The 24,583-nt window shown below is 69.2% G+C and carries 26 protein-coding genes and 1 pseudogene; 12 read left to right on the top strand and 15 right to left on the bottom strand.

The annotated features are described in order from the left end of the window. Window positions 1-8: 8 nt before the first annotated feature. Window positions 9-566, bottom strand: a complete 558-nt coding sequence (locus LQF09_RS06835; protein ID WP_270069529.1) for a hypothetical protein — start codon at window positions 564-566, stop codon at window positions 9-11. On the opposite strand from LQF09_RS06835, the gene LQF09_RS06830 reads away from it, so the two are divergent. Beyond that, on the top strand, window positions 547-1,584 hold the full coding sequence (locus LQF09_RS06830) for an IS5 family transposase (RefSeq protein ID WP_270068863.1): 1,038 nt from the start codon (window positions 547-549) through the stop codon (window positions 1,582-1,584). The genes LQF09_RS06835 and LQF09_RS06830 overlap by 20 nt on opposite strands. Before the next feature lie 323 nt (window positions 1,585-1,907). Here the strand turns inward: LQF09_RS06830 and LQF09_RS06825 are convergent. Together LQF09_RS06825 and LQF09_RS06820 are read right to left on the bottom strand one after the other, a co-directional pair. Then, window positions 1,908-2,075, bottom strand: a pseudogene (locus tag LQF09_RS06825) (IS91 family transposase); the annotation flags it as partial. A gap of 14 nt (window positions 2,076-2,089) precedes the next feature. Continuing rightward, window positions 2,090-2,800: a HisA/HisF-related TIM barrel protein gene (locus LQF09_RS06820; protein ID WP_270069528.1), complete on the bottom strand. Its 711-nt coding sequence runs from the start codon at window positions 2,798-2,800 to the stop codon at window positions 2,090-2,092. Between LQF09_RS06820 and LQF09_RS06815 the strand changes: the two genes are divergently transcribed. Genes LQF09_RS06815 through LQF09_RS06805 form a run of 3 tightly spaced genes read left to right on the top strand, consistent with a single transcriptional unit; the run spans window position 2,799 to window position 5,624 of the window. Next, window positions 2,799-3,905 carry an ATP-grasp domain-containing protein gene (locus tag LQF09_RS06815; RefSeq protein WP_270069527.1) on the top strand — a complete coding sequence of 369 codons (1,107 nt, stop codon included), beginning with the start codon at window positions 2,799-2,801 and terminating at the stop codon, window positions 3,903-3,905. The genes LQF09_RS06820 and LQF09_RS06815 overlap by 2 nt on opposite strands. Beyond that, entirely contained in the window at window positions 3,883-5,067 is a 1,185-nt protein-coding gene (locus LQF09_RS06810; RefSeq protein ID WP_270069526.1) for a hydantoinase/oxoprolinase family protein, read from the top strand. The genes LQF09_RS06815 and LQF09_RS06810 overlap by 23 nt, the downstream gene beginning before the upstream one ends. Continuing rightward, window positions 5,055-5,624, top strand: a complete 570-nt coding sequence (locus LQF09_RS06805; protein WP_270069525.1) for an amino acid kinase family protein — start codon at window positions 5,055-5,057, stop codon at window positions 5,622-5,624. The genes LQF09_RS06810 and LQF09_RS06805 overlap by 13 nt, the downstream gene beginning before the upstream one ends. 41 nt (window positions 5,625-5,665) lie before the next feature. Here the strand turns inward: LQF09_RS06805 and LQF09_RS06800 are convergent, their stop codons facing one another. Genes LQF09_RS06800 through LQF09_RS06780 form a run of 5 tightly spaced genes read right to left on the bottom strand, consistent with a single transcriptional unit; the run spans window position 5,666 to window position 9,943 of the window. Then, window positions 5,666-6,541 (bottom strand): trypsin-like serine peptidase, encoded by an 876-nt coding sequence (locus LQF09_RS06800; protein WP_270069524.1) that lies wholly within the window; start codon window positions 6,539-6,541, stop codon window positions 5,666-5,668. 7 nt (window positions 6,542-6,548) lie between these two features. Next, the gene (locus tag LQF09_RS06795; protein WP_270069523.1) at window positions 6,549-7,301 is read right to left on the bottom strand and encodes a (5-formylfuran-3-yl)methyl phosphate synthase; all 753 of its coding nucleotides are present in this window, start codon (window positions 7,299-7,301) and stop codon (window positions 6,549-6,551) included. 1 nt (window position 7,302) lies between these two features. Further along, complete coding sequence (locus tag LQF09_RS06790; protein ID WP_002923432.1) at window positions 7,303-7,884, bottom strand: DUF447 domain-containing protein; 582 nt, start codon at window positions 7,882-7,884, stop codon at window positions 7,303-7,305. Continuing rightward, a complete protein-coding gene (locus tag LQF09_RS06785) occupies window positions 7,881-9,308 on the bottom strand; it encodes a DUF6513 domain-containing protein (RefSeq protein WP_270069522.1) in 1,428 nt (475 codons plus the stop codon). The genes LQF09_RS06790 and LQF09_RS06785 overlap by 4 nt, the downstream gene beginning before the upstream one ends. Further along, complete coding sequence (locus LQF09_RS06780) at window positions 9,287-9,943, bottom strand: flavoprotein (protein ID WP_002923430.1); 657 nt, start codon at window positions 9,941-9,943, stop codon at window positions 9,287-9,289. The genes LQF09_RS06785 and LQF09_RS06780 overlap by 22 nt, the downstream gene beginning before the upstream one ends. 267 nt (window positions 9,944-10,210) lie before the next feature. On the opposite strand from LQF09_RS06780, the gene LQF09_RS06775 reads away from it, so the two are divergent. Continuing rightward, window positions 10,211-10,732: a dihydroneopterin aldolase gene (locus LQF09_RS06775; RefSeq protein WP_270069521.1), complete on the top strand. Its 522-nt coding sequence runs from the start codon at window positions 10,211-10,213 to the stop codon at window positions 10,730-10,732. Window positions 10,733-10,820: 88 nt separating this feature from the next. On the opposite strand, the gene fae is transcribed toward LQF09_RS06775, so the two are convergent. The 7 genes from fae to LQF09_RS06740 all read right to left on the bottom strand — a co-directional run bounded on the left by fae (window position 10,821) and on the right by LQF09_RS06740 (window position 17,717). Beyond that, complete coding sequence (gene fae, locus LQF09_RS06770; protein WP_002923426.1) at window positions 10,821-11,330, bottom strand: formaldehyde-activating enzyme; 510 nt, start codon at window positions 11,328-11,330, stop codon at window positions 10,821-10,823. 197 nt (window positions 11,331-11,527) lie between these two features. After that, window positions 11,528-12,487 carry an ATP-grasp domain-containing protein gene (locus LQF09_RS06765; RefSeq protein ID WP_270069520.1) on the bottom strand — a complete coding sequence of 320 codons (960 nt, stop codon included), beginning with the start codon at window positions 12,485-12,487 and terminating at the stop codon, window positions 11,528-11,530. A gap of 1 nt (window position 12,488) precedes the next feature. Next, the gene (mch, locus tag LQF09_RS06760) at window positions 12,489-13,493 is read right to left on the bottom strand and encodes a methenyltetrahydromethanopterin cyclohydrolase (RefSeq protein WP_270069519.1); all 1,005 of its coding nucleotides are present in this window, start codon (window positions 13,491-13,493) and stop codon (window positions 12,489-12,491) included. A 13-nt stretch (window positions 13,494-13,506) separates the two neighbouring features. Beyond that, complete coding sequence (locus LQF09_RS06755) at window positions 13,507-14,412, bottom strand: NAD(P)-dependent methylenetetrahydromethanopterin dehydrogenase (RefSeq protein WP_270069518.1); 906 nt, start codon at window positions 14,410-14,412, stop codon at window positions 13,507-13,509. Between the two features lie 80 nt (window positions 14,413-14,492). After that, complete coding sequence (locus LQF09_RS06750; RefSeq protein ID WP_270069517.1) at window positions 14,493-15,542, bottom strand: beta-ribofuranosylaminobenzene 5'-phosphate synthase family protein; 1,050 nt, start codon at window positions 15,540-15,542, stop codon at window positions 14,493-14,495. Between the two features lie 73 nt (window positions 15,543-15,615). Then, entirely contained in the window at window positions 15,616-16,527 is a 912-nt protein-coding gene (locus LQF09_RS06745; RefSeq protein ID WP_270069516.1) for a triphosphoribosyl-dephospho-CoA synthase, read from the bottom strand. Next, the gene (locus LQF09_RS06740; protein ID WP_270069515.1) at window positions 16,524-17,717 is read right to left on the bottom strand and encodes an ATP-grasp domain-containing protein; all 1,194 of its coding nucleotides are present in this window, start codon (window positions 17,715-17,717) and stop codon (window positions 16,524-16,526) included. The genes LQF09_RS06745 and LQF09_RS06740 overlap by 4 nt, the downstream gene beginning before the upstream one ends. A 427-nt stretch (window positions 17,718-18,144) precedes the next feature. Between LQF09_RS06740 and LQF09_RS06735 the strand changes: the two genes are divergently transcribed. The 7 genes from LQF09_RS06735 (at window position 18,145) to LQF09_RS06705 (ending at window position 24,562) form a co-directional block, all read left to right on the top strand. Next, window positions 18,145-19,983 (top strand): methanol/ethanol family PQQ-dependent dehydrogenase, encoded by a 1,839-nt coding sequence (locus LQF09_RS06735; RefSeq protein ID WP_002923413.1) that lies wholly within the window; start codon window positions 18,145-18,147, stop codon window positions 19,981-19,983. A 191-nt stretch (window positions 19,984-20,174) separates the two neighbouring features. After that, window positions 20,175-20,597, top strand: a complete 423-nt coding sequence (locus LQF09_RS06730; protein WP_002923410.1) for a c-type cytochrome — start codon at window positions 20,175-20,177, stop codon at window positions 20,595-20,597. Between the two features lie 16 nt (window positions 20,598-20,613). Beyond that, window positions 20,614-21,510: a quinoprotein dehydrogenase-associated putative ABC transporter substrate-binding protein gene (locus tag LQF09_RS06725; RefSeq protein ID WP_270069514.1), complete on the top strand. Its 897-nt coding sequence runs from the start codon at window positions 20,614-20,616 to the stop codon at window positions 21,508-21,510. Window positions 21,511-21,563: 53 nt separating this feature from the next. Next, window positions 21,564-22,301: a hypothetical protein gene (locus LQF09_RS06720; RefSeq protein WP_002944311.1), complete on the top strand. Its 738-nt coding sequence runs from the start codon at window positions 21,564-21,566 to the stop codon at window positions 22,299-22,301. Window positions 22,302-22,326: 25 nt separating this feature from the next. Continuing rightward, window positions 22,327-22,698, top strand: coding sequence for a hypothetical protein (locus LQF09_RS06715; protein WP_002923406.1), 372 nt, complete (start codon window positions 22,327-22,329; stop codon window positions 22,696-22,698). Between the two features lie 37 nt (window positions 22,699-22,735). Further along, window positions 22,736-23,704: a quinoprotein relay system zinc metallohydrolase 2 gene (locus tag LQF09_RS06710; protein WP_270069513.1), complete on the top strand. Its 969-nt coding sequence runs from the start codon at window positions 22,736-22,738 to the stop codon at window positions 23,702-23,704. A gap of 21 nt (window positions 23,705-23,725) precedes the next feature. Continuing rightward, complete coding sequence (locus LQF09_RS06705) at window positions 23,726-24,562, top strand: quinoprotein dehydrogenase-associated SoxYZ-like carrier (protein ID WP_270069512.1); 837 nt, start codon at window positions 23,726-23,728, stop codon at window positions 24,560-24,562. The last annotated feature ends 21 nt before the right edge of the window (window positions 24,563-24,583 follow it).

Below are 24,583 nucleotides of genomic sequence, written 5' to 3'. Positions count from 1 at the left end.
GCTGTGCTTCATTGATGTGCCGGAAGTAATTGTGCCACGGCATCAGGTATGCGCTCCCAAATAACTACGGAGCCGTTGTTAAGGGCAATCTCCCTCCCAGACATGATTCCCTCAGCAAATTGCTCAATTCGCTCTTCGCTGATTCGACGGCCTGCAACCTTCTCGGCATTTACTGGCTGATACCAGATTCCACCTGCGGACCGCCACACTCGAGAATCTATGTTATCGGTATAGAATGCGCCCAAAGGATATGCGCCATCACTTTCTCGAATGCCGTACACCCGAGCTATTGCGGCTGTCAGAGGAAGAACAACTCCATTAATATTTCTTCGAAAATCGGGATTTGGTCGGAATGGCATAACGATTCTCCTTGATACAATGCTGCGCGTTCTGTTGTAGCCCAGCGAATAGGGTTTATCCCTCGCGCCGCAAGCGCCGTTCAGTGCGCGGGCGCCTGCCGCGAGGGATAAGGGCGCCTCGAAAAACCTCGGCACCTCTGTGATTGGTAAAATTGGATTGTCCTGATTTCGTTCTCTGCCGCCAGCCATGAAGAAACGCACCGCCATCAAGACCGACCTGTTCGCCGACGAGCATCACCGCAAGAAGATCGACACGCTCGGAGATCCACTGGCCGAAATCGAGTCGTACATCGACTTCGGGGCGTTGGCGGCGGAAGTGGATCGGGTGGCGCCGCGTCCGGTGAGTCCGCAAGGCGGTCGTCCGCCGTATCCGACCGAGACGATGGTACGCATTCTGGTGTTGAAGCGGCTGTACAACCTGTCGGATGAACAGATGGAGTATCAGTTGCTTGACCGGATGAGCTACAAGCGCTTCTGCGGGTTGGCCAGCGCGATCAATATTCCGGATCGAACGACGATGTGGACGTTCGAGAATCGCATCGGTGAAGCCGGCGCGAAGGTCCTGTTCGACGGCGTGTCGGCCCAACTGCTCAAGCGCGGTTTCATCGCCCGCGGTGGTCAGATCATCGACGCCACGCTGGTGCCCGCGCCCAAGCAACGCAACAGCCGTGAAGAGAACAAGCTCGTCAAGGAAGGGGCGATGCCGGCCGACTGGAAACCGGCCAAACGGCGCCAGAAAGACACCGATGCCACCTGGACCAAGAAGCACGGCAAGAGTCACTTCGGCTACAAGCTCTCGATCAACGTCGACAAGAAGTACAAGGTCATCCGCAAGATCGAGACGGGTACGGCCAGCATCCACGACAGCCAGCACTTCGAGAGCGTGTTCTACACCCTGAACACGAGCCGAGACGTCTATGCGGACCGGGGCTACACGTCCAAGGGGCGTGAAGACTGGTTGAAGGACAAGGGTTACCGGAACCAGATTCAGAGAAAGGGTACGCGCAACAAGCCGCTGTCTGAGTGTCAGCAAGGGCGTAACCATCGCATCGCCAAGACGCGCGCCCGTGTCGAGCACGTGTTCGCGGCCATCGATCAGATGGGCGGCAAGCTGATCCGCACGATCGGCCAGGCGCGGGCGAACTTTGCGATGACGATGATGGCCACCTGCTACAACCTGAAGCGGCTGGTGTACTTCCAGAAGGCCGGAATCGAGGCTTTTTGACGCCCGAAATGGGCCGAATCGCCGGTTTCCAGGGCGATTCGAAGAGAAAACGGGGCGACACCGCAGAGAAAAGCGGTGATTTGCCGGAGAAATTGAACCGAGTTCGGTCGCTGTCATTGTTTGGCGGCGGGATTCAACGAAAACCCCGCGTTATTCGAGGTGCCCATAAGCCTTGTTGAACTGAACCGCCGCTCAGGCGGTGACACTGGGGATTCTACGCGCGGCTCATCCACATTAGATAGAGCGCGACAGGACCCTGGCATCAGCGAGGATCGAGATGGGGGCGCGTGAGTGTTCATGGTGGCCCATCCCGACAGCGCGGCGCCGGGCGGCGGCTTGGCGTAGACCACCCAGTCGTGCGCGAGCAGCACACGGCGCCGGGCTTGCCATGCACCCGGCGCAGCGCTCGGATCGTCGGCCAGCTCGCCGCTGCGGTGGGCCGCGTCGAGCCGCCCGAGAAACTTGCCGCGAAACGCTATCGAGGCAGCCTGGCACGATTCCTGTTTCAGTCTGCGGTGCAGTCCACACCGATACGCCCGTCGTGCAGCGCCGAGGCGACCAGCCAGGCGCGCGCGCCCGACGCCGCGGCGCGCTGCAGGTCGGCGTTCTGGCGGATGCCGCCGGCGCCGATCAACTGCACGTCCGGCCGCAGGGCCTGCACGCTGTGCAAGGTGTCGAGGTCGGGCCCTGTGTCTGCGCCGACGCGGTCGAGCGTCATCACGATGACCCGGTCGGGCCACCATTCGGGGTGGGCATGGCAGCCGCCGGCATCGAGCAGGCTGCCGTCGCGGCGGTCGAGTGACAGAATGCAGTGCGTACGGTGCGTGTCGAGGCAGCGGCGGGCGTGGTCTGCGTCGGCAAGGGATTCGCTGGCGACGATGGGGACGACGCGGGCGGCATGCGGGCCGAGGCGCTGGCGGAAGGCTTCGACCGACTCGGCGTTGCGAAAGCCGCCATCGACCCAGAATTGGGTTGCGGGCAGATGTTCCAGCAGCGCGGCCAGGATGTCGAACTGCAGGGCGCCGCCCATCAGCGCGTCGAGGTCGGCAATATAGAGCGTGTCGCTCGCCGCACGCGCCAGCAGACGGGGGGCGAGATCGAGCGCGGCGCTCGATTCGCTCAGGGACGACCGGATCGGCCGGTAGGCGCTGCGCTCGCCGCGCACGCCGCGGACGACCTGGCCGGCCTTCAGGTCGATGACGGGAATGAGCTGCATGACAAGGACTCGACGGATTCTGGTGCTCGAATTTATCAGCGCGGGGGGGCTGGGAGAAGCCGCAGCCGCCGAGCCTGCAGGCGCCCTGGGCGAGTCCCTGCTCGCCCAGGGCGTGCGCATGCGCGACGCGCTGCTCGGCGAGCTGAGCGCCCTGCCCGGCCTGGAGATCGGCGTCGCCGACGCGGGCCTGGCGCCGCTGCCCGCGCCCATGCGCACACCTGGCACTGCCATGCGCCGCCTGCCTACCGCCGGGGGCGACGATCTGGCTGCCTGGCTGCACGCGCAGCAGTCGGCTTTCGACCTCGTGTGGGTGATTGCCCCCGAGACGGGCGACTGCCTGCTCAGCCTGTGCCAGGCGGTCGCGCCGGTGCGCTGGATTGGCTGCAGCGCCGGGGCGATCCGGGTGGCGACCAGCAAGACACGCACCCGCGAACGCCTCGCCGCGCAGGACGTTCCGACACCGCGGGCGTGGGCACCTGGCCTGCCCCTGCCCGCGCAGCCGGGGCGCTGGGTGCTCAAGCCCGACGACGGCGCCGGCAGCGAGCACACCCGGGTGTTCGCCGATTTTGCCGCTGCGCATGCGGCGCTGGGTGCAACAGGCGCGGTGGTCGGCTCGGTTGAGGTGCAAGCTGCCGCCGGCATGCCCACCCGATGGACGCTCGAAGCCTGGGTCGAAGGCGATGCGCTCAGTCTGTCGCTGCTGTGCGCCGGCGGGCGCGTCGAGGTGCTGAGCGTCAACCGCCAGCGCCTGACGGTAGCGGCCGACGGCCGGCTCGGCTATGCCGGTGTCGACGCCGGCGTGGCGCCGGCAACGCCTGCGTTGCACGACCTGGCCGTGCGCTGCGCCGCGGCTGTCCCCGGGCTGGCCGGCTTCGTGGGCATCGACTTCGTCCGCCAGGCCGACGGCCAGCTGTGTGTCATCGAGATCAACCCGCGCCTGACCTGCGCCTATGCCGGGCTCGCCGCACCACCGCCGGCTATCGGCCCAGCGCGCGACGGCGCACGCCCGCCGCGCCGGCTCGCCGCCGACATCATTGCCGGCCACGACGCCGCACTTGCCAACCCTGCCACCGAGTCGGCCCATGCCCCCACCGAACCTGCCTGATACGCTCGGCCCCGACGCCGCGCTCGTGGTGCCTCCAGGCAAGGGCGCGGCCGGCACGTCGGCGCCGCTGATCGGCTGGGACATCGGCGGCGCCCACGTCAAGGCCAGCCTGCTCGAGGCCGGCACCGTCACCGCCATCGGCCAGTGGGCTACGCCGCTGTGGAAGGGGCTGGCGCATCTGGACGCGGCGCTGCACGCCGCGCGCGCGCGCTGGCCGGCATTCGCCCACGCCCGCCATGCGGTGACGATGACTGCCGAGATGACCGACCTCTTCGCCGACCGCGAGGCCGGCGTGCGCGCACTGTGCGCCCACCTCGCCGATCGCCTCGGCGCAGCGACCCGCTTCTACGCCGGCGACGCCGGCTGGCTGGACGCAAGCGCAGCCGCCGCGCACTGGCCCGCGGTCGCCTCCGCCAACTGGCTCGCCACCGCCAGCCTGGTCGCACACGCCCTGCCCGACGCCGTGCTGGTCGACATCGGCAGCACCACCACCGACCTGATCGGGATCCGCGCCGGCCGCCCGGCCCCCTGCGGCCACAGCGACGCGGCGCGGCTGGCAAGCGGCGAGCTGGTCTATCTGGGCGTGGTGCGCAGCCCCCTGTGCGCACTCGCACGCCGCATCCGCTTTCGCGGCCAGGCCTGCAACGTGATGAACGAATTCTTCGCCACCACGGCAGACGTGTTCCGCCTCACCGGCGAGCTCGACCCCGCGCACGACCACTACCCAGCCGCCGACAACGGCGCGCGCGACGCAGCCGGCAGCCGGCTGCGGCTGGCGCGCATGATCGGCCACGACGCACGCGACGCCGGCACCGACGACTGGGACGATTTCGCCCGGCGCTGGCGTGCGCTGATGCTGGCGGAGATCCGGCGCAACCTCGAGCGCGTGATCCGCGCCGCAGCCCTGCCCGCCGGCATGCCCTTGGTCGGTGCCGGCTGCGGCGCCTTCCTGGTGGGTGAGCTCGGCGAGGCGCTCGGCCACCCCACGGTCGGCTTCGACGCCCTCGCCCGCGTCGCGCCTGCATACCGCGACTGGGCACGGGTGTGCGCGCCGAGCGTGGCCGTCGCCCAGCTTGCGGGCGACGCAGACCTGGCCACGGCGCCTGGCGCCTCTCCCCGCACCGCAACAGCACCCGCAGCGGAGCCCCCATGCGCGTCGTGAAGCTCGGCGGCAGCCTGCTGCGCGACCCGCTGCTGCCGGCCTGGCTGGACCGCATCGCCCGCGCCGGAGGCGCCGCCGTCGTGCCCGGCGGCGGCGCCTTTGCCGATGCCGCGCGCGCCGCGCAGGCACACTGGCAGGTGGATGACGTGGCCGCGCACAACATGGCGGTACTCGGCATGGCACAGTGCGCTCATCTGCTGCATGGCATCGAGCCGCGACTGGCGCTCGCCGAGTCGGTGGCCGGCATGCGCGCCCCCCTGGCCGCAGGCCGTGCCGCGATCTGGCTGGCGCTGGACCTGCAGCGCGACGCAGCCGATGCGCTCACCAGCTGGGACGTGACCAGCGACAGCCTGGCGGCCTGGCTGGCGCTGCGCCTGGGCGCCAGCGAACTCGTGCTGGTGAAGGCTTGCGCGCTGCCGGCAGGCGCCACGCCGGCCGAACTCGCCGCCGCCGGCATCGTCGACCGCGCCTTTCCCGCCTACGCCGAACAGTGCGCGCGCGCAGGCATCGACTGCCGGGTGCTGAACCGCACCGAGTTCGACCGCGCCCTCGGCTGAGCAGCCGCCGCGCGCAAGCGCGCGCCTTGCGCGCGTGAGCCTTAGTGTGGCCGCCCGGCGCGCTGCGCGAGCACGCGCTCCAGCGCCCGGAAGAAGGCCACGGCATGCACCATCTGGTTGCGGTGGCGGTACTCGAAGGCAGGCAGCACGCGCTTCACCGGGCTGAAACGCAGCTGCATGATGCCCACCACCCGCCATTGGCCATCACCTTGCTTCTCGAGCACCGGTCCGCCCGACATACCGGCCTCGAAAGCGCAGTCGACCGCGATCAGGCCAATCACCGGGCCGCTGTCGCGTGCCCGGCAGCCCTCCTCGACCGCTACACCCACCCGCTTTCCGCCCGAATACGGGAAGCTGATCGTCATCAACGGGCCCTGCGGCAGATAGTCGGCAGAGGTCGGCCGCAGGGTGGGCAGGAAGCCATATTCGCGGCCGAGGCAGTCGTCGAGCTGGAGGATGGCCCAGTCGCCGGTCATGCCGCGCGGGGCGGCCGGATGGTAGTTGCCGAAGTCGACCACGCGCGCCACGCTGCGGTGGCGGAACACGCCCGGCCGCTCGGGATCGGGGTCGATGTGGAAGGCGAGCGCATGTCCGCGATGCGGAACGTCATCGGGCACGCCGATGGGCTCCTCGCTGGAGGCCGCCTGCGCGTCACGGAAGAAGGCCGAGTGGAAGGTCGTCACCGCGTGGCATTCGCCGACCAGGAAGGCGCTGCCGACCTGGCGGCCGGCATTGACCACGATGCCTACCGAGCGCAGCAGCGGCTGGTCGGCGGGGCGGTAAGCGCGGCGGTCGGCAACGAAGACGTTGGCAGCCGCCGCGCCTGCGAAAAGCATCATGCACAGCAGCACGACCGGCAGGCCGAGCACACGCCAGGCGTACACGGGCGCGCACTCGGAGCCAGGTCGCGCGCTCATTGCAGGCTCACACGGCGGGCGCTTCCGCGGCCGTACGCGCAGGCTCTGCGGCCACCTGCGTGGCCAGGCCGTCGATCGCCGCGCGCAGCGCGCGCAGGCGCCGCGGATCGAGCCGGCCCTCACGGCGCCCCTCGCACACTGCGCCGCGAAAGCCGGCGAAGTCCGGCCCCAGCCGCGCCAGTGGCGCAAGGTCGGCGGCGCCCAGGGCGCCGGCCAAGCCCACCATCCGCCCCGCGCCATGGGCGCGCTCGATGAAGGCGCCAAGGGCTTCGGCGCCGAGCAGGTCGAGCAGGCTGCCGGCGTGCTTCGCCTGGGTGTCGGCCATCACCGCGGCAAAAGGCGGCACACAGGCGGCGTCGATCACCGCCGCGTCCAGCCCGTCGTCGGCGATCAGCACCGGCACGATCGCCAGCGGCAGTGTGGCCAGCGCTGCCAGCAGCCCACACGCCGCTTCGCCACGGCAGGGCACGCCGACCTTGACCAGATCGACCCCGCACGCACCGACTGCGCGCGCGCGCGCCAGGATGTCCGCGCGGGCAGCGACCGGCAGGTCGCCGATGGTGGCGCTGATCAGCGGCCGCGCGCGTGCATCAAGGCCACCTTCGCCCGCCCGCAGCGCAGCCACAAGCTCGCGGATCAGCGGCAAGGCCAGGCCACCGAGCGCGCCCGCGGACGGCTCCTTCAAGTCGATGAAATCGACCCCGGCCTGCAGCGCCTCGCGCGCCTCGGCGACGTCGCGCACGCTCACCAGCATGCGCATGTCACACGGCCTCCGGGTTCTCGGCGTAGTAGCGCTCGACCGCGGCATAGAGCCAGTCCCAGGCCGTCTGCTCGCGCGGCCCGGCGGTCTTGTCGATGGCGATCTGCAGGTACTCCATTTCGGTCTCGACCTTGCTGCGCGGCAGCATGCCGAGCCGGCTGACCAGCACCGCGCCCTCGATCACCGCCGCCTGGGCCCGGTTGAAGCCGGGAAAACTGGCGTGCAGCACCTCGCGGCCGCGCCGCATGCGCAGCGTGGGGCGCAGGGCGTCGTCCTGGTCGCCGCGCAGTTCGAGCTCGACGTGGGCGAGCGCGCCCTCCAGGCGACGGCCGGCGAAGCCCTCGAGCGCCACCGTGGGCCATTCGCGGCGGCCGGTGACGCAGCCGGCGAACACACGCACATCGGTCGTCAGATTGAGCACCGCGCAGCGGGTGGCGAGGATGTTGTCGAGCGTGCGCGAGGGCTTGAACGGCATCAGCGCCACCACCGCCTCCTCGCCCTCCCCCTCGTAACGCACGCCCATCGGCGCCAGATGCACCTCGCCCTCGGGCGACAGGGTACTGACCACGGTTTCGAAGATCATGTTTGCGGCTTGTCCTCAACGCTTTCCGGCCGCTGCGCAGGCGCGCGCCGGGTCTTGGTGGATGCGGGGGCACACCAGGCGAGCAGGTCTTCGGCGGCGCGCTCGACCGCGCAGCCCCAGGCCAGCGGCTGGTCCTGGGTGTAGCGCTTGCCGAGCGACCAGGCGATCTCCGCACGCGCCAGCTCCACCCCCATGTAAAAGGCGTGGCCACCGTCGTCCTCCAGCCCCAGCTTCGGCCACAGCGCGAAAGGGTCGGCGGCGACGTGGTGGCCGTCGCGGTTGTAGACGTGCAGGCCTTGCGCCGAGACCTGCACGCGGAAGTTCGGGTCGCGCACCGCTGCGGCCGTCTCGGCAATCTCGTCCGGGCTGTCGGGAAAGGGGCGCTTGTCATGCACCGTCATCAGCGCGTCGGACAAGCCCTTGGGCAGGCTGCGGGTCTCGCGTGCGGCATGCATGACGCGGCGCGCGACGTCGGCCTCGCGCACGGCGCGCCGCGCATGGCCGCTCACCTCGGTGGTGAGCACGGCCGCTACGCCGAGCTCGGCGGCGATGCCGAACAGAACCGCGTTGATGCCGCTGGTGTCGGCCTCGGTAAGCTCGGTGACATTGCCCACGCCCATCATGATCGCCAGCTCGGGATAGCGCTCGCGCAGGCGCTGGTAGCGGCACAGCGAGGCGAGCAGGCCGAAGGGGATGGGATCGAGAATGGCATCGGCGAGAAAGGGCCGCCCGCGCCGCAGCATGGTCTCCACCGCGGCATGCAGCGAGGCCTCGTCGGACGGCTCGCGCGGGATGATGACCGGGGTCGAGGCGACCTCGTCGGCAATCCACAGGCTGTCGAGCGACAGGCTCAGCAGGTAGTCGGCGCCGGCACGCCCGCCGCGCAGCAGTTCCTGCGGGTTGAGCGAGTCGACCGACACCGCGAAGCCCTCGGCCTTGAGGGCGGCGACGCAGTCCTCAAGGTGCGGAAAAGGCGTCTCGGGCAGGCAGCCGAGGTCGATCACGTCGGCGCCGCAGGCGCGCAGCTGGCGCGCCCGCGCCAGCACCCCGTCCACGCCGAGCTGGGGAGCCTCGACGATCTCGGCGAAGATGCGCGTGTCGTAGCGCGACAGGTCGACCGCGCGCGCCGCGCGGTTGAAGTGGCGCGGCAAGTCCTTGAGCTCCTCCGGCCCGCGCTCGACCGGCACGCCGAGGTGGGCACCGAGCGCAACGAGGTCGCCGCGGCAGCGCCCGGGCACCAGCACGCGGTCGAAGCCGGCGACGTCGTGCAGGCGGCGCTGGATCATGTCGGCCGTCATCAGCCCGGCGACCTGCAGGCCGAGTTCGCGCACCTCCCATTCGAAGGGCGCGGGGGCCATGCCGGCGAGCACCTTCTCCAGGCTGTGGTGGGCGAGCCGGCCGGTCAGGAAGAGGATGCGTTCCATGTCAGTGCCAGCTCGTCGAGGCGGCGCTGCAGGCGCTGCTCGAGTTCATCGGGGGATTCGACCACTTCGCAGAAGTCGATGCGGCGCAGGCGCTCGACGTTCTCCAGTTCGATGTTGCGCGGCTTGAGCTCGACCCATTCGCGCGGGGCCTTGGTGACGACCACCGGCTTCATGTCGCAGGCCAGCACGATGCCGGGGATCTCCAGCTTGCCGGCCTGGGCGAAGATGTTGGTGGGCAGCGTGTCGGATATGCCGAAGGCGCACTTGGCGACCGTGTTGCTGGTCGCCGGGGCGACGATCACGGTGTGATAGACGTCGTCGTAGAGCATGCCGACCGGCACCGAGCTGGCCGTCTTGTCGCGGAACACGCGGCAGCGCTCGCGCAGCTCGGCGATACGGAAGTCGTAGAGCGGCAGTACTTCCTCGGCCGCCGCCGACAGGAAGAGATCGACCGCCGGCAGGCGCAGGGCGAGCGCGATGCATTCCTGCAGGTAGTGGCCGGAGCCGGTGAGCGCCCAGGCGAAGCGGCTGCGGCGTGCCATGTCGCCTGCGGTGCCGCCCGTCGGCAGCCTGTAATCCTGCTCGTCGAGATCGCCAGGCAGCGGATGCGCGGTATGGGTTTCGGCGTGGGACATCGAAGGGTCCGGTTGGGGCGCGCGCGGCAGGACTCAGGCCGCGTGTCTCGAATGTTCTTGTGATGGATGCTCTTCAGCAACTAGCATGCCCGCCTCGCCACGCACGGCGCGCTGCATGGCCTGATCGATTATAGCCACGGCAAGGACGGGCAAGGCAGCAGGACTGCCCCCACCGATGGCGCGCTTTTCGCTTGAGTGGTGGTCGAACCGCCCTGGCGGCCTCGTCACGCCCCGCACTGCTCGCGCCCTCGCATGGAGACCCCGGCCTTGACCCCACAGCCCAACCCCAGCCCGATGTCCGACACCCTCAACCTGCACACCCACTCGATGCACGACCCGGTCGCCGCAAGCCTCGACATCATCTTCATCGACGGCTTCCTGGGCCAGACGGTGATCGGCATCCACCACGACGAGCTGCACGACACCCAGCCCGTGCGCATCGACCTCGCCGCCGGCCTGCCGCGCAGCCTGGCCTGCGACACCGACCACATCGGCGACACCATCGACTACAGCGAGGTGCGCAGCGCGCTGTGCGAGATGATGGCGAACCACCGCTACCGCCTGCTCGAAGCCTTCGCCGAGGCCGTGGCCAGCCTGCTGCTCGGCCGTTTCGGCGCCCACTGGGTGCGCGTCCGCGTCACCAAGCCGCGCAAGTTCGAGGACGTGGACAGCGTGGGGGTGATGATCGAACGCCGCCGCCGGCAGCCACCGTCCGCGACGGAGCGCCGCGGCCCGGCCGAAGTGCTGAGCCTGCTCGGCGCCGGCATGGTGCCGGGCGAGCGCGGCTGAAGCCCGGGCGCGAAGCAGCAAAAAGGCCGAAGCGAGCGCTTCGGCCTTTTTTCCTGCCGGCAGCAGCCTGCTGACGCAGATGCCTGGCTCAGTTGGCGGCGAAGGGGTGGGCAGAGCTGCCCTTCTTTGCCAGCATCTCGGCGGCTGACGGCTCGCCGTTCACCGCGCGCTTGATGGCTTCGCGCGTGGCCTGGTAGTTGTAGTCCTGGATCTTCTTGTCGTCCTCGGCCAGCCAGTGGATGAAGACGCCGACGCAGACGAACAGGTTGTCGGCCTCGTCCGCCGGGATGGTGCCGTCCTCGACACTGTCGGCGACCGCCATGGCCACGGCACGCTGGGCGGGGCCGAACATCTGCACCGCCTGCTTGGCGCCCTTGATGGTGACCTTGTTGAACATCACCGTCGCCGGCTTGCACAGCAGGTTGGGCGCGACGACGGCGAGCAGCGACGTGAAGCCATCCTTGTTGTTCGTCAGCGCAGTGGCGAAAGCCGTTTCGGCCGCGCTTCCCCGCGGTCCGAGGATGAGGTCGATGTGCGCGACCTCGTTCCCGTCACCGACCAGGGACTCCCCCACGAGCATGCGATCGATCTTTGCCATTCTTGTGTCTCCATTCGATGTGGTGGTCTGGCAATCCCGGGGGGGACGCCATCTGTCCGGGAGCGGGTGCGGACCCGGGCATCGCCCCTTTCAATACAGATTCCGTGCCAGCTCGCATGCACATCGCAAACCGGCACCGGCGCGGCGAGGATGCGGTGCCGTGTGTTCAGGCGCCTGCGAAAGCGCGATACACCTGATCAAAAATGACACACCTGTGCCACGCCCTGATCAAGCCCCACACCGAGCCGGCGAGCGAGCAGATCGTCCACCAGCGCCTGCGCGATGTCGAACGCCGTCACCCGCTGCAGGCCACGCCATGCGGCCACGCCATTGACCTCGATGACCTGCGCCCCGGACGCGGCAGCGGCATCGGGCACGAGATCCACGCCGGCGTAGTCCATGCCCAACGCGGCAGCGGCAGCCTCGGCCAGCGCTGCCAGGCCGGGCTCGAGCGCGCAGGCTTGGCAGCGCGCGCCGCGCGCCACGTTGCGCACCCAATGGGCGCTGACGCGCTTCATCGCCGCGCGCGCCTGCCCGCCGATCACCAGCACGCGCCAGTCGAAACCGGGCGCCTGCGGCGACTCGGCCTGCGGCACGAAGCGTTGCAGGTAGGCAAGCCCGGCCAGTTCGCCCAGCGGCGGCAGGGCCACGAAACCACCGTCGACCGCTCCCACGCGCAGCACGCCCTTGCCCTGCGAGCCGAACATCGGCTTCACCACCAGGCCGTGGCCGGCTGCCGCCTCGCGCACCAGGATGCGCCTTGCCTGGGCCTCGTCCTCCACTGCCCAGGCCTGCGGGGTCGCGACCCCGGCGCGATGGAGCAGGAAGCTGGTCATCGCCTTGTCGACGCTGCGCTCGATGGCGCGTGCCTCGTTGTACACCGGCACACCCAGCTCGCGCAGCGCATGCAGGATGCCCAGGCGCTTGGTGATCTGTTCCAGGCTGCCGCCGGCGATGCCACGCACGATCGCGGCGCATGGCAAGGCCTTGCCGAAGCCGGGGATGAGCACGCCGTGGGGCGAGGCTGCGGTGTCGAAGCGGCACGCCGCGAGATCGACGCAGCGCCCCTCGAAACCCCGCCGCACCAGCGCCTGGCGCAGCCGGCGCGTGTGCCAGCCGGTCTCGTCGGTGAAGATGGCGACGCGGCGCTCGGTCATGTCAGGGCTCCAGCCACAGGCTGCGCAGCAAGGCCATGTCCACCCCGCCGGCGTGCCAGCTGCGGCCGCTGTCGAGGTTGCTCACCCACACCTCGGCAGGCGCGAACAGCGCCGGGTCGATCTTGTAGAAGTCGTACTCGTAGTCGCGAAAGATGTCGGCGAACGAGCGCCCGTAATCACGCGAGTTGGACGACGGCAGACGCTGCGCGAGCGCCTGCGCGGCCTCGTCGCTGCCCCTGACCTTGAGGTGCACGCGCCCGCCATAGAGGATGGCGTCGTTGGTGCGCCCCATCGCCACACCGGCGTCGGGGCTGGGCACCGGCAGCGGCGCGCTGGCATGGCCGTCCACCACGTCGGCGAGTGCAAAGCCGAGCTCGTGCGCCTTGTGCATCGCCACCTCCAGCACGCGCGCGACCACCTGGGTGGTGCCGGCCAGGCTGGTGGTGGGCGTCAGCACCACCGTCAGCGCGGCGGGCGGGAGTGCGCAGTCGCGCAGGATCTTGTCGATCACCACCGCGGGCGGCGGGCGGTCGACCTCCAGCACCAGCACGCCTGCCTCGGCGTGGTCGCGATAGCCGAGCTCGGCAAACAGCGCTTCACGGCAGGCCAGCGCTCGCGCCGGACCCGAGCCGAGCGCGAAGAACTTGCGCCCGCCCGCCTCCTCCTTGCTCGCCGCCAGGCTCCAGCCCGCGTACTGGCTTGCCAGGCAGGCCAGCACCGGCTGCGCGCTCGACACCTCCAGCCAGCCCGACCACTGCGCCTCCGTGCGTGCACACAGCCGGACCTCGCCAAGGCCGCCCATGCAGATCTCGCCGATGAGCAGGCCGGCGGCCACGCTGCCGCGCGTCGCGATACCGCCATCGACCAGGGTGACGCCATTGTCCAGGCGCGCCACGCCGACACCGAGCGCGTCCGCATCCTCCAGCAGGCGGGCCAGCACGGGGGCGGCGAGCCGGTTGACGCTCAGGCTGGGGGCACCGCCCGCGTGTGCATGTCCTTCGCTCATCCTGCCTCCCGTATCAGCCCTTGGCGGCGAGGATCTCGCGCGCCTTGTCGAAGGCCTCGGCAAAGCCGAGGTAGAGCGGCTTGTCGGCGTTGCGCATGGCCACCAGCAGGCCGTTCTCGACCTGGTACTTGACGTTGCCCACGGCCAGCGCGCCGATGCCGACCGCGCGCATACCCGCGATCGGCTTGCCGTTGTCCATCACGCCCACGCCTGCGATGCCCTCGGGCGGTACGGCGTTGACGTCGGCCGCCACCAGCAGCCCGGCGGCACTGGCACGGTCGTCCGCGCTCATCACCTGCACCCCGGCAGCAGCCGTTGCCAGCACCACGTCGGCCTCGGCGAGCGCTGCGCGCCGGCTGGCCTCGTCCCCCGTACCCGCGCCGCGCAGGCTGCAGCCAAAGCGCTGCGCGGTCTCGGCCGCAGCACGCTCGGCATTGGCTTGGTCGCGATGGCTGGCGAGCGTGACCTGCGCACCGAGCCCGGCGGCGAGCACGCCGGCAATACGCCCGACCGTGCCCGTGCCGCCCAGGATCAGCACCCGCTTGCCGGTGAGGTCGGTGCCGTGCGCCACGCCCAACTGCCGCTCCACGCAGGCCACCAGCGCCGCCGCGGTGGTGTAGGCGCCGCTCGGATCGGCGATCACCGACACCTCGAAGGGCGGCACCATGGCCTTGCGCGCCCGCGCCAGCATGTCGGCGGCGAGCATGACGTCGCGCCCGCCGATGAAGATGCCCGTGGCCTTCACGCCCTTGGGGCCGCGCGAGAAGATCGCATCCTGGGTGAGGCCGGTGATCTCGTCGAGACTGACCCCGCAGTAGGGCACGACCACCTGGTAGCCGGCATCGACCGCCATGTTGATGTCGAACGGGCTCATCTGCTTGCCTGGGGTGAACATGTGAAGGATGTAGCTGCGCTCCATGAGAGCCCTCCTCGCCTGGGGTGGGGATGAATGATCGTCTGCGCCGGCACGCCGGCGACCCGGAAGCCCGCGCGGCACCCTCAGGCGCGTTGCAGCGCAGGCGCACCAAGTCCGACGCGCGCACCTCGATTGTTCGCCGTGGTAAGCACCACGCGCAGCGCGGGGTCGAGCGCACCGGCCGCGCGCGCCGCCGCCAGCACACGCTCGGCCACCGCCCGCGAGCGCAGGATTGCGAAGCCGGTGGGCCCCCACGAACTCTGGCCGATCGCGGCCGCCTCGATGCCGCGCAACCATTCCAGCATGTGCCCGACGGCCGCGCTGGTGTACATCGATCCGCCCTGGGCTGGGGCAAAGTAGTCGCCGATGAGGCGCTGGACGTGGCTGACGCCCGCGGCGAAGGGCTCGAAATCGCGCTCGATCACTGCCGGCAGCACCCGCATCAGCACCTGGTGACTGAGATCGGCGGCGAGCGCGCGCGGGAAAGGCGCCAGCGCATCCATTGCGACCCGTTCGGCAGCGCCGCACAAGCCGTCCATGCGCTCGTCCAGCACCAGCATGACCGTCCACTCGGCCGGGAACGTGGCATGCGCGAGCAAGGGTGCGGCGCTGCCGTCCGCCCCCGGGCCGCCATCGAGCAGCAGCCCGCCGCGATCGAAACCGGCAATGCCGACGCCCGAGCGCTTGCCGCGCCCGAGGATCGCGGCCAGCCGGCGGGTCGGCACCTCGAGGCCATGCCAGGTGCAGAAGGCCCGGCCCACCGCGAGCGCAAGCTGGGTGCCGGAGCCGAAGCCCGAGTGCGGCGGCGGTGCGGCATTCAGGCGCAGGCTCAAGGGCGTGTCCAGTCCGGTCTCGCGCTGCAGCAGGTCGAGGTAGCGGGCGATGCGTTCGCGGTTCTCGTCCTGCCCCGGCACCGTGCCCAGGCCCGCTCCGATCTCGACTGCGTTGCGCGCCGCCGCGCTGACCGCAAGCCGGGCTTCGAAGCCCTCGATGACCAGCCCCAGGCTGGCGAAGCGGCGCCCGAGACTGCCGTTGGGGTCGAGAAAACCCAGGTGGAGACGCGCCGGCGCATCGACAGTCACGCTGCGCGCGTGGTGGCGCGTGGACGCTGCTGCGGAACGAAGGAAGCTCATGGTCTTTGAAGGGCCCGGTGACGATGAACGATGACGGTGAACGACAGCGGCGGACGGTGCCGACCCGTGCTGTTTAGCAAGCATCGTTCCATACGTCATCGCCACGGCCATCGCCACAACCATCGGCCCGGCAGTCGACCCCGCAATCGACCCACGACGGTTGCAGCAGCGCAGCCACGAACAGGGTGCACACCGTCAGGTCGGCACTCGTGCCGGGGTTGAGGCCGCGCGCCTTTAGCGAAGCATCCCAGCGCGCAAAGTCCGCCGCCTCGGCCGCGGTGGGATCGCGCGCCAGGCGCGCCTGCCAGGGCACGGCCTCGCAACGCACCTGCTCGGCTACGGCGTCGCCGAACTTGCGCCGCAGGTGGGAGTCCGGGTGCGTGGCCAGCCAGGCCAGGTAGACCGCCTGCACGCGCTGCGCCAGGGTCGCGGCCACGGGCGCCTGAAAGGCATCCAGGCCGAACTCGAACACCAGCCGGTAGTCGTCGGCGTACTGTCGTGCGATGAGGTCGCGGTCGGCGGCCAGGGCCATGGCGGCGCGCAAGCCGACCGTCGGCGGCCGCGACACGTCCTCCTCGTCTGCCGCCCCCAGCCCGCCCGGATTGGCGAGCGCGATCGCACGGTACGCGGCTGCCGCGTCGGCGAGGTCGAGCGCCCGCAGGCAGCCCTGCAGCGCGCTGCGCAGACTGCGGCAGCTGCGCTCGCCGGCACGCTCGGCCGCACACACCAGCGGCATGGCCAGCAGGAGGATCCCGAGGTTGGTGTTGCAGCCCACTGCCGCGCGCGTGGCCGCCACCGCCGCCTCGAGCCTGGCGCCGGGCGCAGCCCCGGGCTCGCACAAGGCCGGCGCGGAAACCCTGGCGCTGGTGAGGAACTGCTGCGCCACCATGTCATGCCCGCCGGAGGCAAAGCTGACGTTGCCAGGCTTGCGCACCGCAACATCGAGCCCGCACGCCCACAGGAAGGCCCCCTGCATCGCGTTCATTGCGCGTCTCCCTCCAATGTGTCGGCACCGATGGTGCACAGCACGCCAGTGTCCAGGGCCTCGAGCAGCGCGCAGCGGCGGCTGTCCAGCGCGCGCAGGACGGCCTCGGCGGACGGCCCCTGTGCAAGCACGGTGCATACCGGATCACCGCGCGCATGCCTGCGACCGGCGGGCGGCACGTCGCACACCCAGGCTCGGTCGAGCAGGGCGCGCCCCAGCGCGGCCCCCACCCGCCCCGGCTGGCGTGCAAAAACGGTCTCGAAACCCCGTACGGGCGACCCGCACGCGCCGGGCCGGACCAAGCGGCCGGCGCTGGCCTCGACATGGGCGCGCAGGAGCCCGCCCTCGACGGCGTCGTGGAACAGACTGACCGCCGCGGTCGGGCGCGGGTTGAGCTCCAGCACCTGCATGCCGCCCTCGCCATCGACGATGAAATCGATACCGTTGAGCCCACGCAGCGCGAACGCCCCGGCCAGCAGTGACACCGCCCGCTGCACGGCCTGCTCGACGGACAGCGGCAGGGCGACCGGGCCGACACCGCCCCGGTACACGAAAGGCCGCCGCCCCAGCGCCCGGACGATCTGGCGGGCGATGCCGAGGACGCAAGCCTCGCGCCCATCGGCGAGAAAGAGCGCGGAGTACGCCTCGCCGCGCAGCTCGCGCTGGTAATGGAGGCCCGGCCCAGGGCGCACGGGTGCCCCCACCCGCTGCGCCAGGCGTTCGATGTGCCAGCCGCCGCAGGCGTGCGCATCCTTCAGCAGCCAGCCGCTGAGCCGTGCGGGCGGCGCGGTCTGCGAAGGCGGGTGGGCGATTCCCAGCTCGGCCAGCACCGCGAAGAACGTCGCCGGCGTGCGCACGCGCCGCACAAGCTCGGCGCCGTTGCCGATCAGCGGCAGCACTGCCGAGGCCGCCTGCAGGAGTTCGCCGTGCGCCTCGAAGCCGCTGCCCGCCACCCAGCCCAGCACACCGCGCGCGCGCAGCAGGTGCAGCGCAGCCAGCAGGCGGTCGGCATCGATCGCCAGCCCGTCGCCACCGATGGCGTACCAGGCGTCGGCGAGCGCAAGCGTGTCCTGGTCGCCGAACAGGTCGAGGGCGATCGCTCGGAAGCCGCTCGCACGCGCACAGGCGGCGAGGCTGCGGGCGGAATACGCCGCAAGGGCGATCGTGGGGGCATCGGTGCGCGGAATCATCGCGGCATTCTGTGCCAGTTCGCCACCGGCACGCCACAGCCCTGCCGTCGGGTCTGCGCAGCCCGCCACGCGCCCTGGCAACGGCTGCCGGATGTCCCAAAAAGTAGCACCTGCCCCATATTTAAGCAGGCGCCCTCAGCAGCGCCACGCCCTCTCCTGCGCGCACGCCGCCCACCCACTGCCCTGGTTGCCGGAGATCTGCCGACGGACCCCATGCTTGCCGGCGAATGGCGCGCTGCAGGGCCCTCCCGGCCCGTGCAGGCGGTGCTTCGGCGTGGATGGCACAGCCTTTGCATTGGCAGAACCAGTTTCACGGCCACGACCACCAGCGATGGAGGCAGGCCACGGTAGTCCTCGTGAGCCGCGGCGAGGTGCAGTGCGTTTCGTGTGGCAATACAACTCAGCGTTGAATAGTGAGGAGACAAAAATGAAACAGACCGGGAATCCCGCCCGTCGCAACATGCAGCTTCTGGCCGCCGTATTGCTCGCACTTCCGGGGCTCGCATCAGCGAATGCCGACCTCAAGGCCAAGATCGACAATCCGGGCAACTGGGCGGCCCAGGCCGGCGACTTCTACAACCAGCGCTACAGCAAGCTGGACCAGATCAACAAGGACAACGTGGGCGACATGCAGGTCGCGTGGACCTTCTCCACCGGCGTGCTGCGCGGTCACGAAGGCTCGCCGCTCGTCATCGACGGCATGATGTACATCCACACGCCCTTCCCCAACAAGGTGTTTGCGATCGATCTCGACACCCAGAAGATCGTCTGGCGCCACGAGCCGCGCCAGGATCCGTCGGTGATCGCGCAGATGTGCTGTGACACCGTGTATCGCGGCCTGGCCTACGCCGAAGGCAAGATCTTCCTGCAGCAGGCCGACAGCACCCTGGTCGCGCTCGACGCCAAGGACGGCAAGGTGCTGTGGAGCGTGGTCAACGGCGATCCGAAGCTCGGCGCAGTCAACACCAACGCCCCGCACGTATTCGGCGACAAGGTGATCACCGGCATCTCGGGTGGCGAATGGGGTGTGCGCGGCTTCCTCGCCGCCTACGACATCAACACCGGCAAGCAGGTGTGGAAGGGCTACAGCGTAGGCCCCGATGCCGAGATGCTGATCGACCCCGACAAGACCATGACCTGGACAGACGGCGAGCTCAAGCCGGTTGGCAAGGACTCCTCGCTCAAGACCTGGCAGGGCGACCAGTGGAAGATCGGCGGTGGCACCACCTGGGGCTGGTTCAGCTACGACCCCGCACTCAACCTGGTCTACTACGGTACCGGCAACCCCTCGACCTGGAACCCCTCGCAGCGCCCGGGTGACAACAAGTGGACGATGACCATCTTCGCCCGCGACCTCGACACCGGTGTCGCCAAGTGGGTCTACCAGATGACGCCGCATGACGAGTGGGACTACGACGGCGTCAATGAGATGATCCTCGCCGACATCAAGGTCAAGGGCAAGGACACCAAGGCGCTGGTGCACTTCGACCGCAACGGCTTCGCCTACACCATGGACCGTACCAATGGCGCACTGCTGGTGGCCGAGAAGTACGATCCGACGGTGAACTGGGCCTCGCATGTCGATATGAAGACCGGCCGGCCGCAAGTCGTCGCCCAGTACTCCACCTCGAAGTTCACCAACCCGAACCACGGCCCCGACGTGAACGTGAAGGGCATCTGCCCGGCCGCGCTCGGCACCAAGGACCAGCAACCGGCCTCCTTCGACCCCAATACCGGCCTGTTCTACGTGCCGACCAACCATGTGTGCATGGACTACGAGCCCTTCGAGGTCGAGTACGTCGCCGGCCAGCCCTATGTCGGCGCCACGCTGTCGATGTTCCCGACACCCAACAGCCATGGCGGCATGGGCAACTTCATCGCCTGGGATGCGGGCGAAGGCAAGATCGTGCAGTCCAAGCCCGAGAAGTTCTCGGTATGGAGCGGTTCGCTCAACACGGCTGGCGGCATCTCCTGCTTCGGCACGCTGGAAGGCCACCTGAAGTGTGTTGATGCCAAGGACATCAACAAGGAGCTGTACAGCTTCAAGACGCCCTCGGGCATCATCGGCAACGTGTTCACCTACCTGCACAAGGGCAAGCAATACCTGGGCGTGTTCTCGGGTATCGGCGGCTGGGCCGGCATCGGCATGGCGGCAGGGCTGGAGCAGGACACCGATGGCCTGGGCGCGGTGGGCGGCTACCGCGACCTGCAGAACTACACCCAGCTCGGCGGCTCGCTGACGATCTTCGCACTGCCCAATCGTTGATGGCGCGGGCACCGGTGGCCGCAGCACGGGCCACCGGCCAGCCCTCCCTGCAACAGGCCGTTTCGATCTCCGCCCCCGGCCCATGAACCCCGGGCGGCACAAGGGATCAGACAACACAAAGACAAGGCGGCGTGATCGAGCCCGCCGATCGAGACCGACGGGCCGCATCGAGCCCGGATGGAGGAGGAGTCATGAGACACAGGCAGTTCGCCATTGCATTCGCCCTGCTCTGCTTCGGTTCCGCGACCCAGGCGGAAGACGCCCGGGCCGCGGCCAAGAGCAGCGCGTCCGACAAGCCCCTGTACACCGTGGTAGACGGCTACAAGGTGGATGCCGACACCTTGCAGGGTTTCCGTACCTGGCGAGCTGCCGCCTGCGACCGCTGCCACGGCGCCAACCAGGAAGGCATGGTTGGCCCCTCGCTGATCGAAAGCCTGAAGACGCTGAGCAGGGACGAGTTCGTCACCGTCGTGCGCGACGGTCGCCTGGACAAGGGCATGCAGAGCTTTGGCAGCGACCAGCGCGTGATGGACAACATCGACCACCTCTATGCCTACCTCAAGGGGCGGTCGGACGGTGCCATAACCCGCGCGCGAGTGAGCGCGATCGAATGAGCCGACGGGACTTCCGATGACTGAGAGCCAAGCCCGACGCCCACGCGTCCCGCACCTCGCCGCCGGCACCGTCGGCGCACTGTCCGCAATCCTGCTGCTGCTCGCGCCCATCGAGGCACACGCCGAGCAAGGCAAGGCCAACGGCCGCGACGCGCTGCGCGTGTGCCAGGACCCGAACAACATGCCCTTCTCCAATGCCGGTGAGGAGGGTTTCGAGAACCGCATCGCCGAGCTGTTCGGCAAGCATCTCGGCGTCCCGGTCACCTACTTCAACTATCCGCAGCGCTTCGTGTTCATCCGCAACACCTTGCGCTACAAGTTACCGGGCGAGGACTACCCCTGCGACGTGATCATCGGGCTGCCGGTGGGCTTCGACCAGGTCGCCGTCACCAAGCCCTACTACCGCTCGACCTATGCCATGGTGATCCCGCCCGGCAAGGGCCTGGACGACGTCGCCACGGTGGACGACTTCCTCGCGCTTGGCCAGGAGCGCCTCGGCAAGCTCAAGATCGGCCTCTATGACAAGTCGCCGGTGTCGAAGTGGATGGATCGCCACAACCTCGTCGACCAGGGCGTGCCCTACCAGACGATCAACGTCGCCATGGATCATTACGTGGGCGACATCATCGACAAGGACCTCGTGTCGGGCAAGATTGACGTCGCCATCGTCTGGGGTCCGGTCGCCGGCTACTACGCACGCCAGGTCGACCCGCCGCTCAAGGTGGTGCCGCTGAAGTCGGAGCCCGGCATCCAGTTCGACTTCGCATTCGGCATGGGGATTCGCCGCGGCGAGCCTGAGTGGCAGAAACAGATCGAGGGCTTCCTGGACAGTCATCAGGGCGAGATCCAGGACATTCTCAAGGCCTATCACGTCCCGCTGGTCGAGCTCGATCAACGCACGGCGGCGAACTGATGCACCTTGCGCCATCCTCACCCCATCCGCAGCAGACACCGACAGAGGGCAGCATGCACCGTCACACTCCGATCCGCCTTGCGCAGTGGGCCACCGTGCTAGCCCTGGGCTGCCTCGCACTTGCGGGCAGGCCAGCCCTGGCGGCGGCGCAGGCGCAGGACTATTCGGCGGCCGAACGCATCATCTTCATGTCCGAGCACCTGTCTGCAGTCAAGCCGCCGCAATTGCTCGAGTACAGCTTCCGCAAGCACGGCACGCTCGAGGCCGGCTTCGAGGACCGCGTGGCGCTGCGGCTGTCGCCGACCGATGCCGGTGTCTGCTGCGACGCCGAAGCCGACTTCCTCAGCGCAGAGCGGCGCACCCGGCTCCCCGAGGTCGAGGACGCGCGCGCCAACCCCGTCATCCTGTACTTCCTCGAGCATGACGTGCGCGACATGAACCGCCTGACCAAGGGCCAGCCCAACCACTTCCGCAAGCGCATCCGCATGGCCATCTACGACGGCGCCCGGGTCGAGCATCGCGATGCCCACTACCAGGGCCGCAGCGTCGCGGTGCAGGAGGTGTCGATCTCCCCGTACGACGACGACCCCAACCGCGAGCGCTTCGCCCAGTACGCGGACAAGCAGTATGTGTTCTGGCTGTCGGAAGCCGTCCCTGGCGGCGTGCTCGGCATGGCGACACGCATGAACAACCCCGAGGCGGGCGCAGAACCGCTGGTGGTCGAGGAGCTGGTTCTCGATGGCGCCACCCTGCCCGCCCTCCCACCCAGACAGGCGGCACTCGGAAGATGAACCGCCTCTTTGTGGAGCACGCCCGATGAACAAGTCCTTCAAACCCCTCGCGACCGTCATCATCGCCCTTGCCGCGTCGGCGAGCCTGCCGGCAGTGGCCAACGACTTTCCCACCATCGAGCGCGTGAACTACGTGCTCGAGTGCATGCGCGACCACCCTGGCCCGCAGTTCGAGATGTCGAGCAAGTGCTCATGTGCGCTCGATGCGCTCGCACGCGAGGTCAGCTTCGAGGATTACCGCAGCATGCACACTGCCTCCCTGGCCAACACCATCGGCGGCGAGCGTGGCGGCTATTACCGCGGCAAGCACTGGCGCGGCGAAGTGCGCAAGTACCAGGAACTGCAGGCCAAGGCCAAGAAGGGCTGCTTCATCGACACCTCGGCCGCCAGCCGCTGAGCGCCCCGGTCGCCGACACACCGAGCCCCTGCGGCCCATGGCCGTGCGCACCCTCCGAGCCTCCCGCGCAGGCATCCTCGTAACAGTGCTTGCCGTGCTGGCAGGCGCCGCGGGCGAGTTGCTGGCAACCCAGCCCCTGCCGGTCGATGAGCTGGCCCCGGGCGTGTTCGTGCATCAGGGCCGGCACCAGCCCTGGGCCGCCACCGACGCGGACGATGTGGCGAACCTGGGCTTCGTGGTCGGCTCCGACTGTGTCGCCGTGATCGACACCGGGGGCAGCCCGGCAACCGGCGCAGCCCTGCTCGCCAGCATCCGCGCGGCAACGCCGCGACCGGTGTGCTATGTGATCAACACCCATGTGCACCCCGACCACATCCTCGGCAACCCGGCTTTCGCCGCGCTCGAGCCGCGGCCCCGCTTCGTTGCGCACGCACGCCTGCCCGCCTCACTCGCCGCGCGCGCGCCGTTTTATCTCCACGCGCTCGGGCGCGACACCGGCGCCACTGCGGGAGCGCCAGCGTTCCCGGCTTACGAGATCCTTGTGGACGACAGCCTCACGCTCGAACTCGGCGACGTCCGCCTGCACTTGCGCGCCTGGCAGACCGCCCACACCGACAACGACCTGAGCGTGCATGTCCCCGAGCGCGGCGTCGTCTTCCTGGGTGACCTGCTGTTCTCGACGCACCTGCCGGTGATCGACGGCCGCCTGCTTGGCTGGCTGGCCGTCATGGACGCACTCTCCGGCCCGAATGGCGGGCTGGCAGGACATCTCGTCGTACCCGGCCACGGCCACCCCACGAGCGAATGGGCGCACGCCTTCGCCCGCCAGCACGAATACCTCGCGCTGGTCCGCGATCGCACACGCCAGGCCATCGCCGAGGGGCGCGGCATTGCCGAGACGGTCGAGGCGCTGGCCGGCACCGGCATCAAAGGCTGGCTGCTGGCAGACGACTTTCATCGCCGCAACCTGACTGCGGCGTTTGCCGAGCTGGAATGGGAAGACTAGGACCACCCCACAGGAGAAGCCATGAACACGCTCAGATCACTGCTGCTGTGGTGCACGCTCCTGCTCGGCCTGCCGGGCACGGGCCTGGCGCAGCAGGCCGCGGCAGACGACGCGGAGGCCAACGCGACCTGGCAACAGGTGCGCAAGGCCATGTTCCAGGGCCGCGACATCACCAGCCCTGCCCCCGACGTCATCAGCATCGAGGCCCCGGACCGCGCCCAGGATGCAGCCATCGTCCCGCTGTCGATCCGCACCCACATCGACCAGCGCGCCGAGCGCTACATCGAGAAGCTCTACCTCGTCATCGACAACAACCCTTCGCCGGTCGGTGCGGTGTTCCACTTCACGCCCGCCAGCGGCCGCGCCGACATCGAGACGCGGGTCCGGATCGAGGCCTATACCCACGTGCGTGCGATCGCGCAGATGAATGACGGCGAGCTGTTCATGACGACCCGCTTCGTCAAGGCCTCGGGCGGCTGCTCCGCACCGCCGGGCAAGGACATGACGGCAGCGCTGGCCAATCTGGGCAAGATGCGCTTTCGCGTCGAGGCTGCCGCCGACGGCAAGGTCGAGGCCGGCAAGCCGGCACTCGCGCAGTTGATGATCAGCCATCCGAACAACTCCGGCCTGGCCATGGATCAGCTCACCCGGCTCTATACGCCGGCCTATTTCGTGCGCCACATCCAGGTCAGCTATGCGGGCGAGCCGGTGCTGCGCGCGGAGGTGGACTTCTCGATCAGCGAGAATCCCAATTTCCGCTTCTACTTCCTGCCGCACGCCGAGGGCGAACTGAAGGCCGAGGTCATCGACACCAACGATCTGCGCTTCGAGAGCGCGCTGAAGATCTCGCCGCGCTAGTGCCATGCGCCCGAGCAGCGC

The sequence above is a fragment of the Thauera sp. WB-2 genome, assembly GCF_027594845.1.
Taxonomy (GTDB): domain Bacteria; phylum Pseudomonadota; class Gammaproteobacteria; order Burkholderiales; family Rhodocyclaceae; genus Thauera; species Thauera mechernichensis.
The sequence above is the reverse complement of the archived record's forward strand: the minus strand, read 5'-3'. Positions and strand labels throughout refer to the sequence as shown.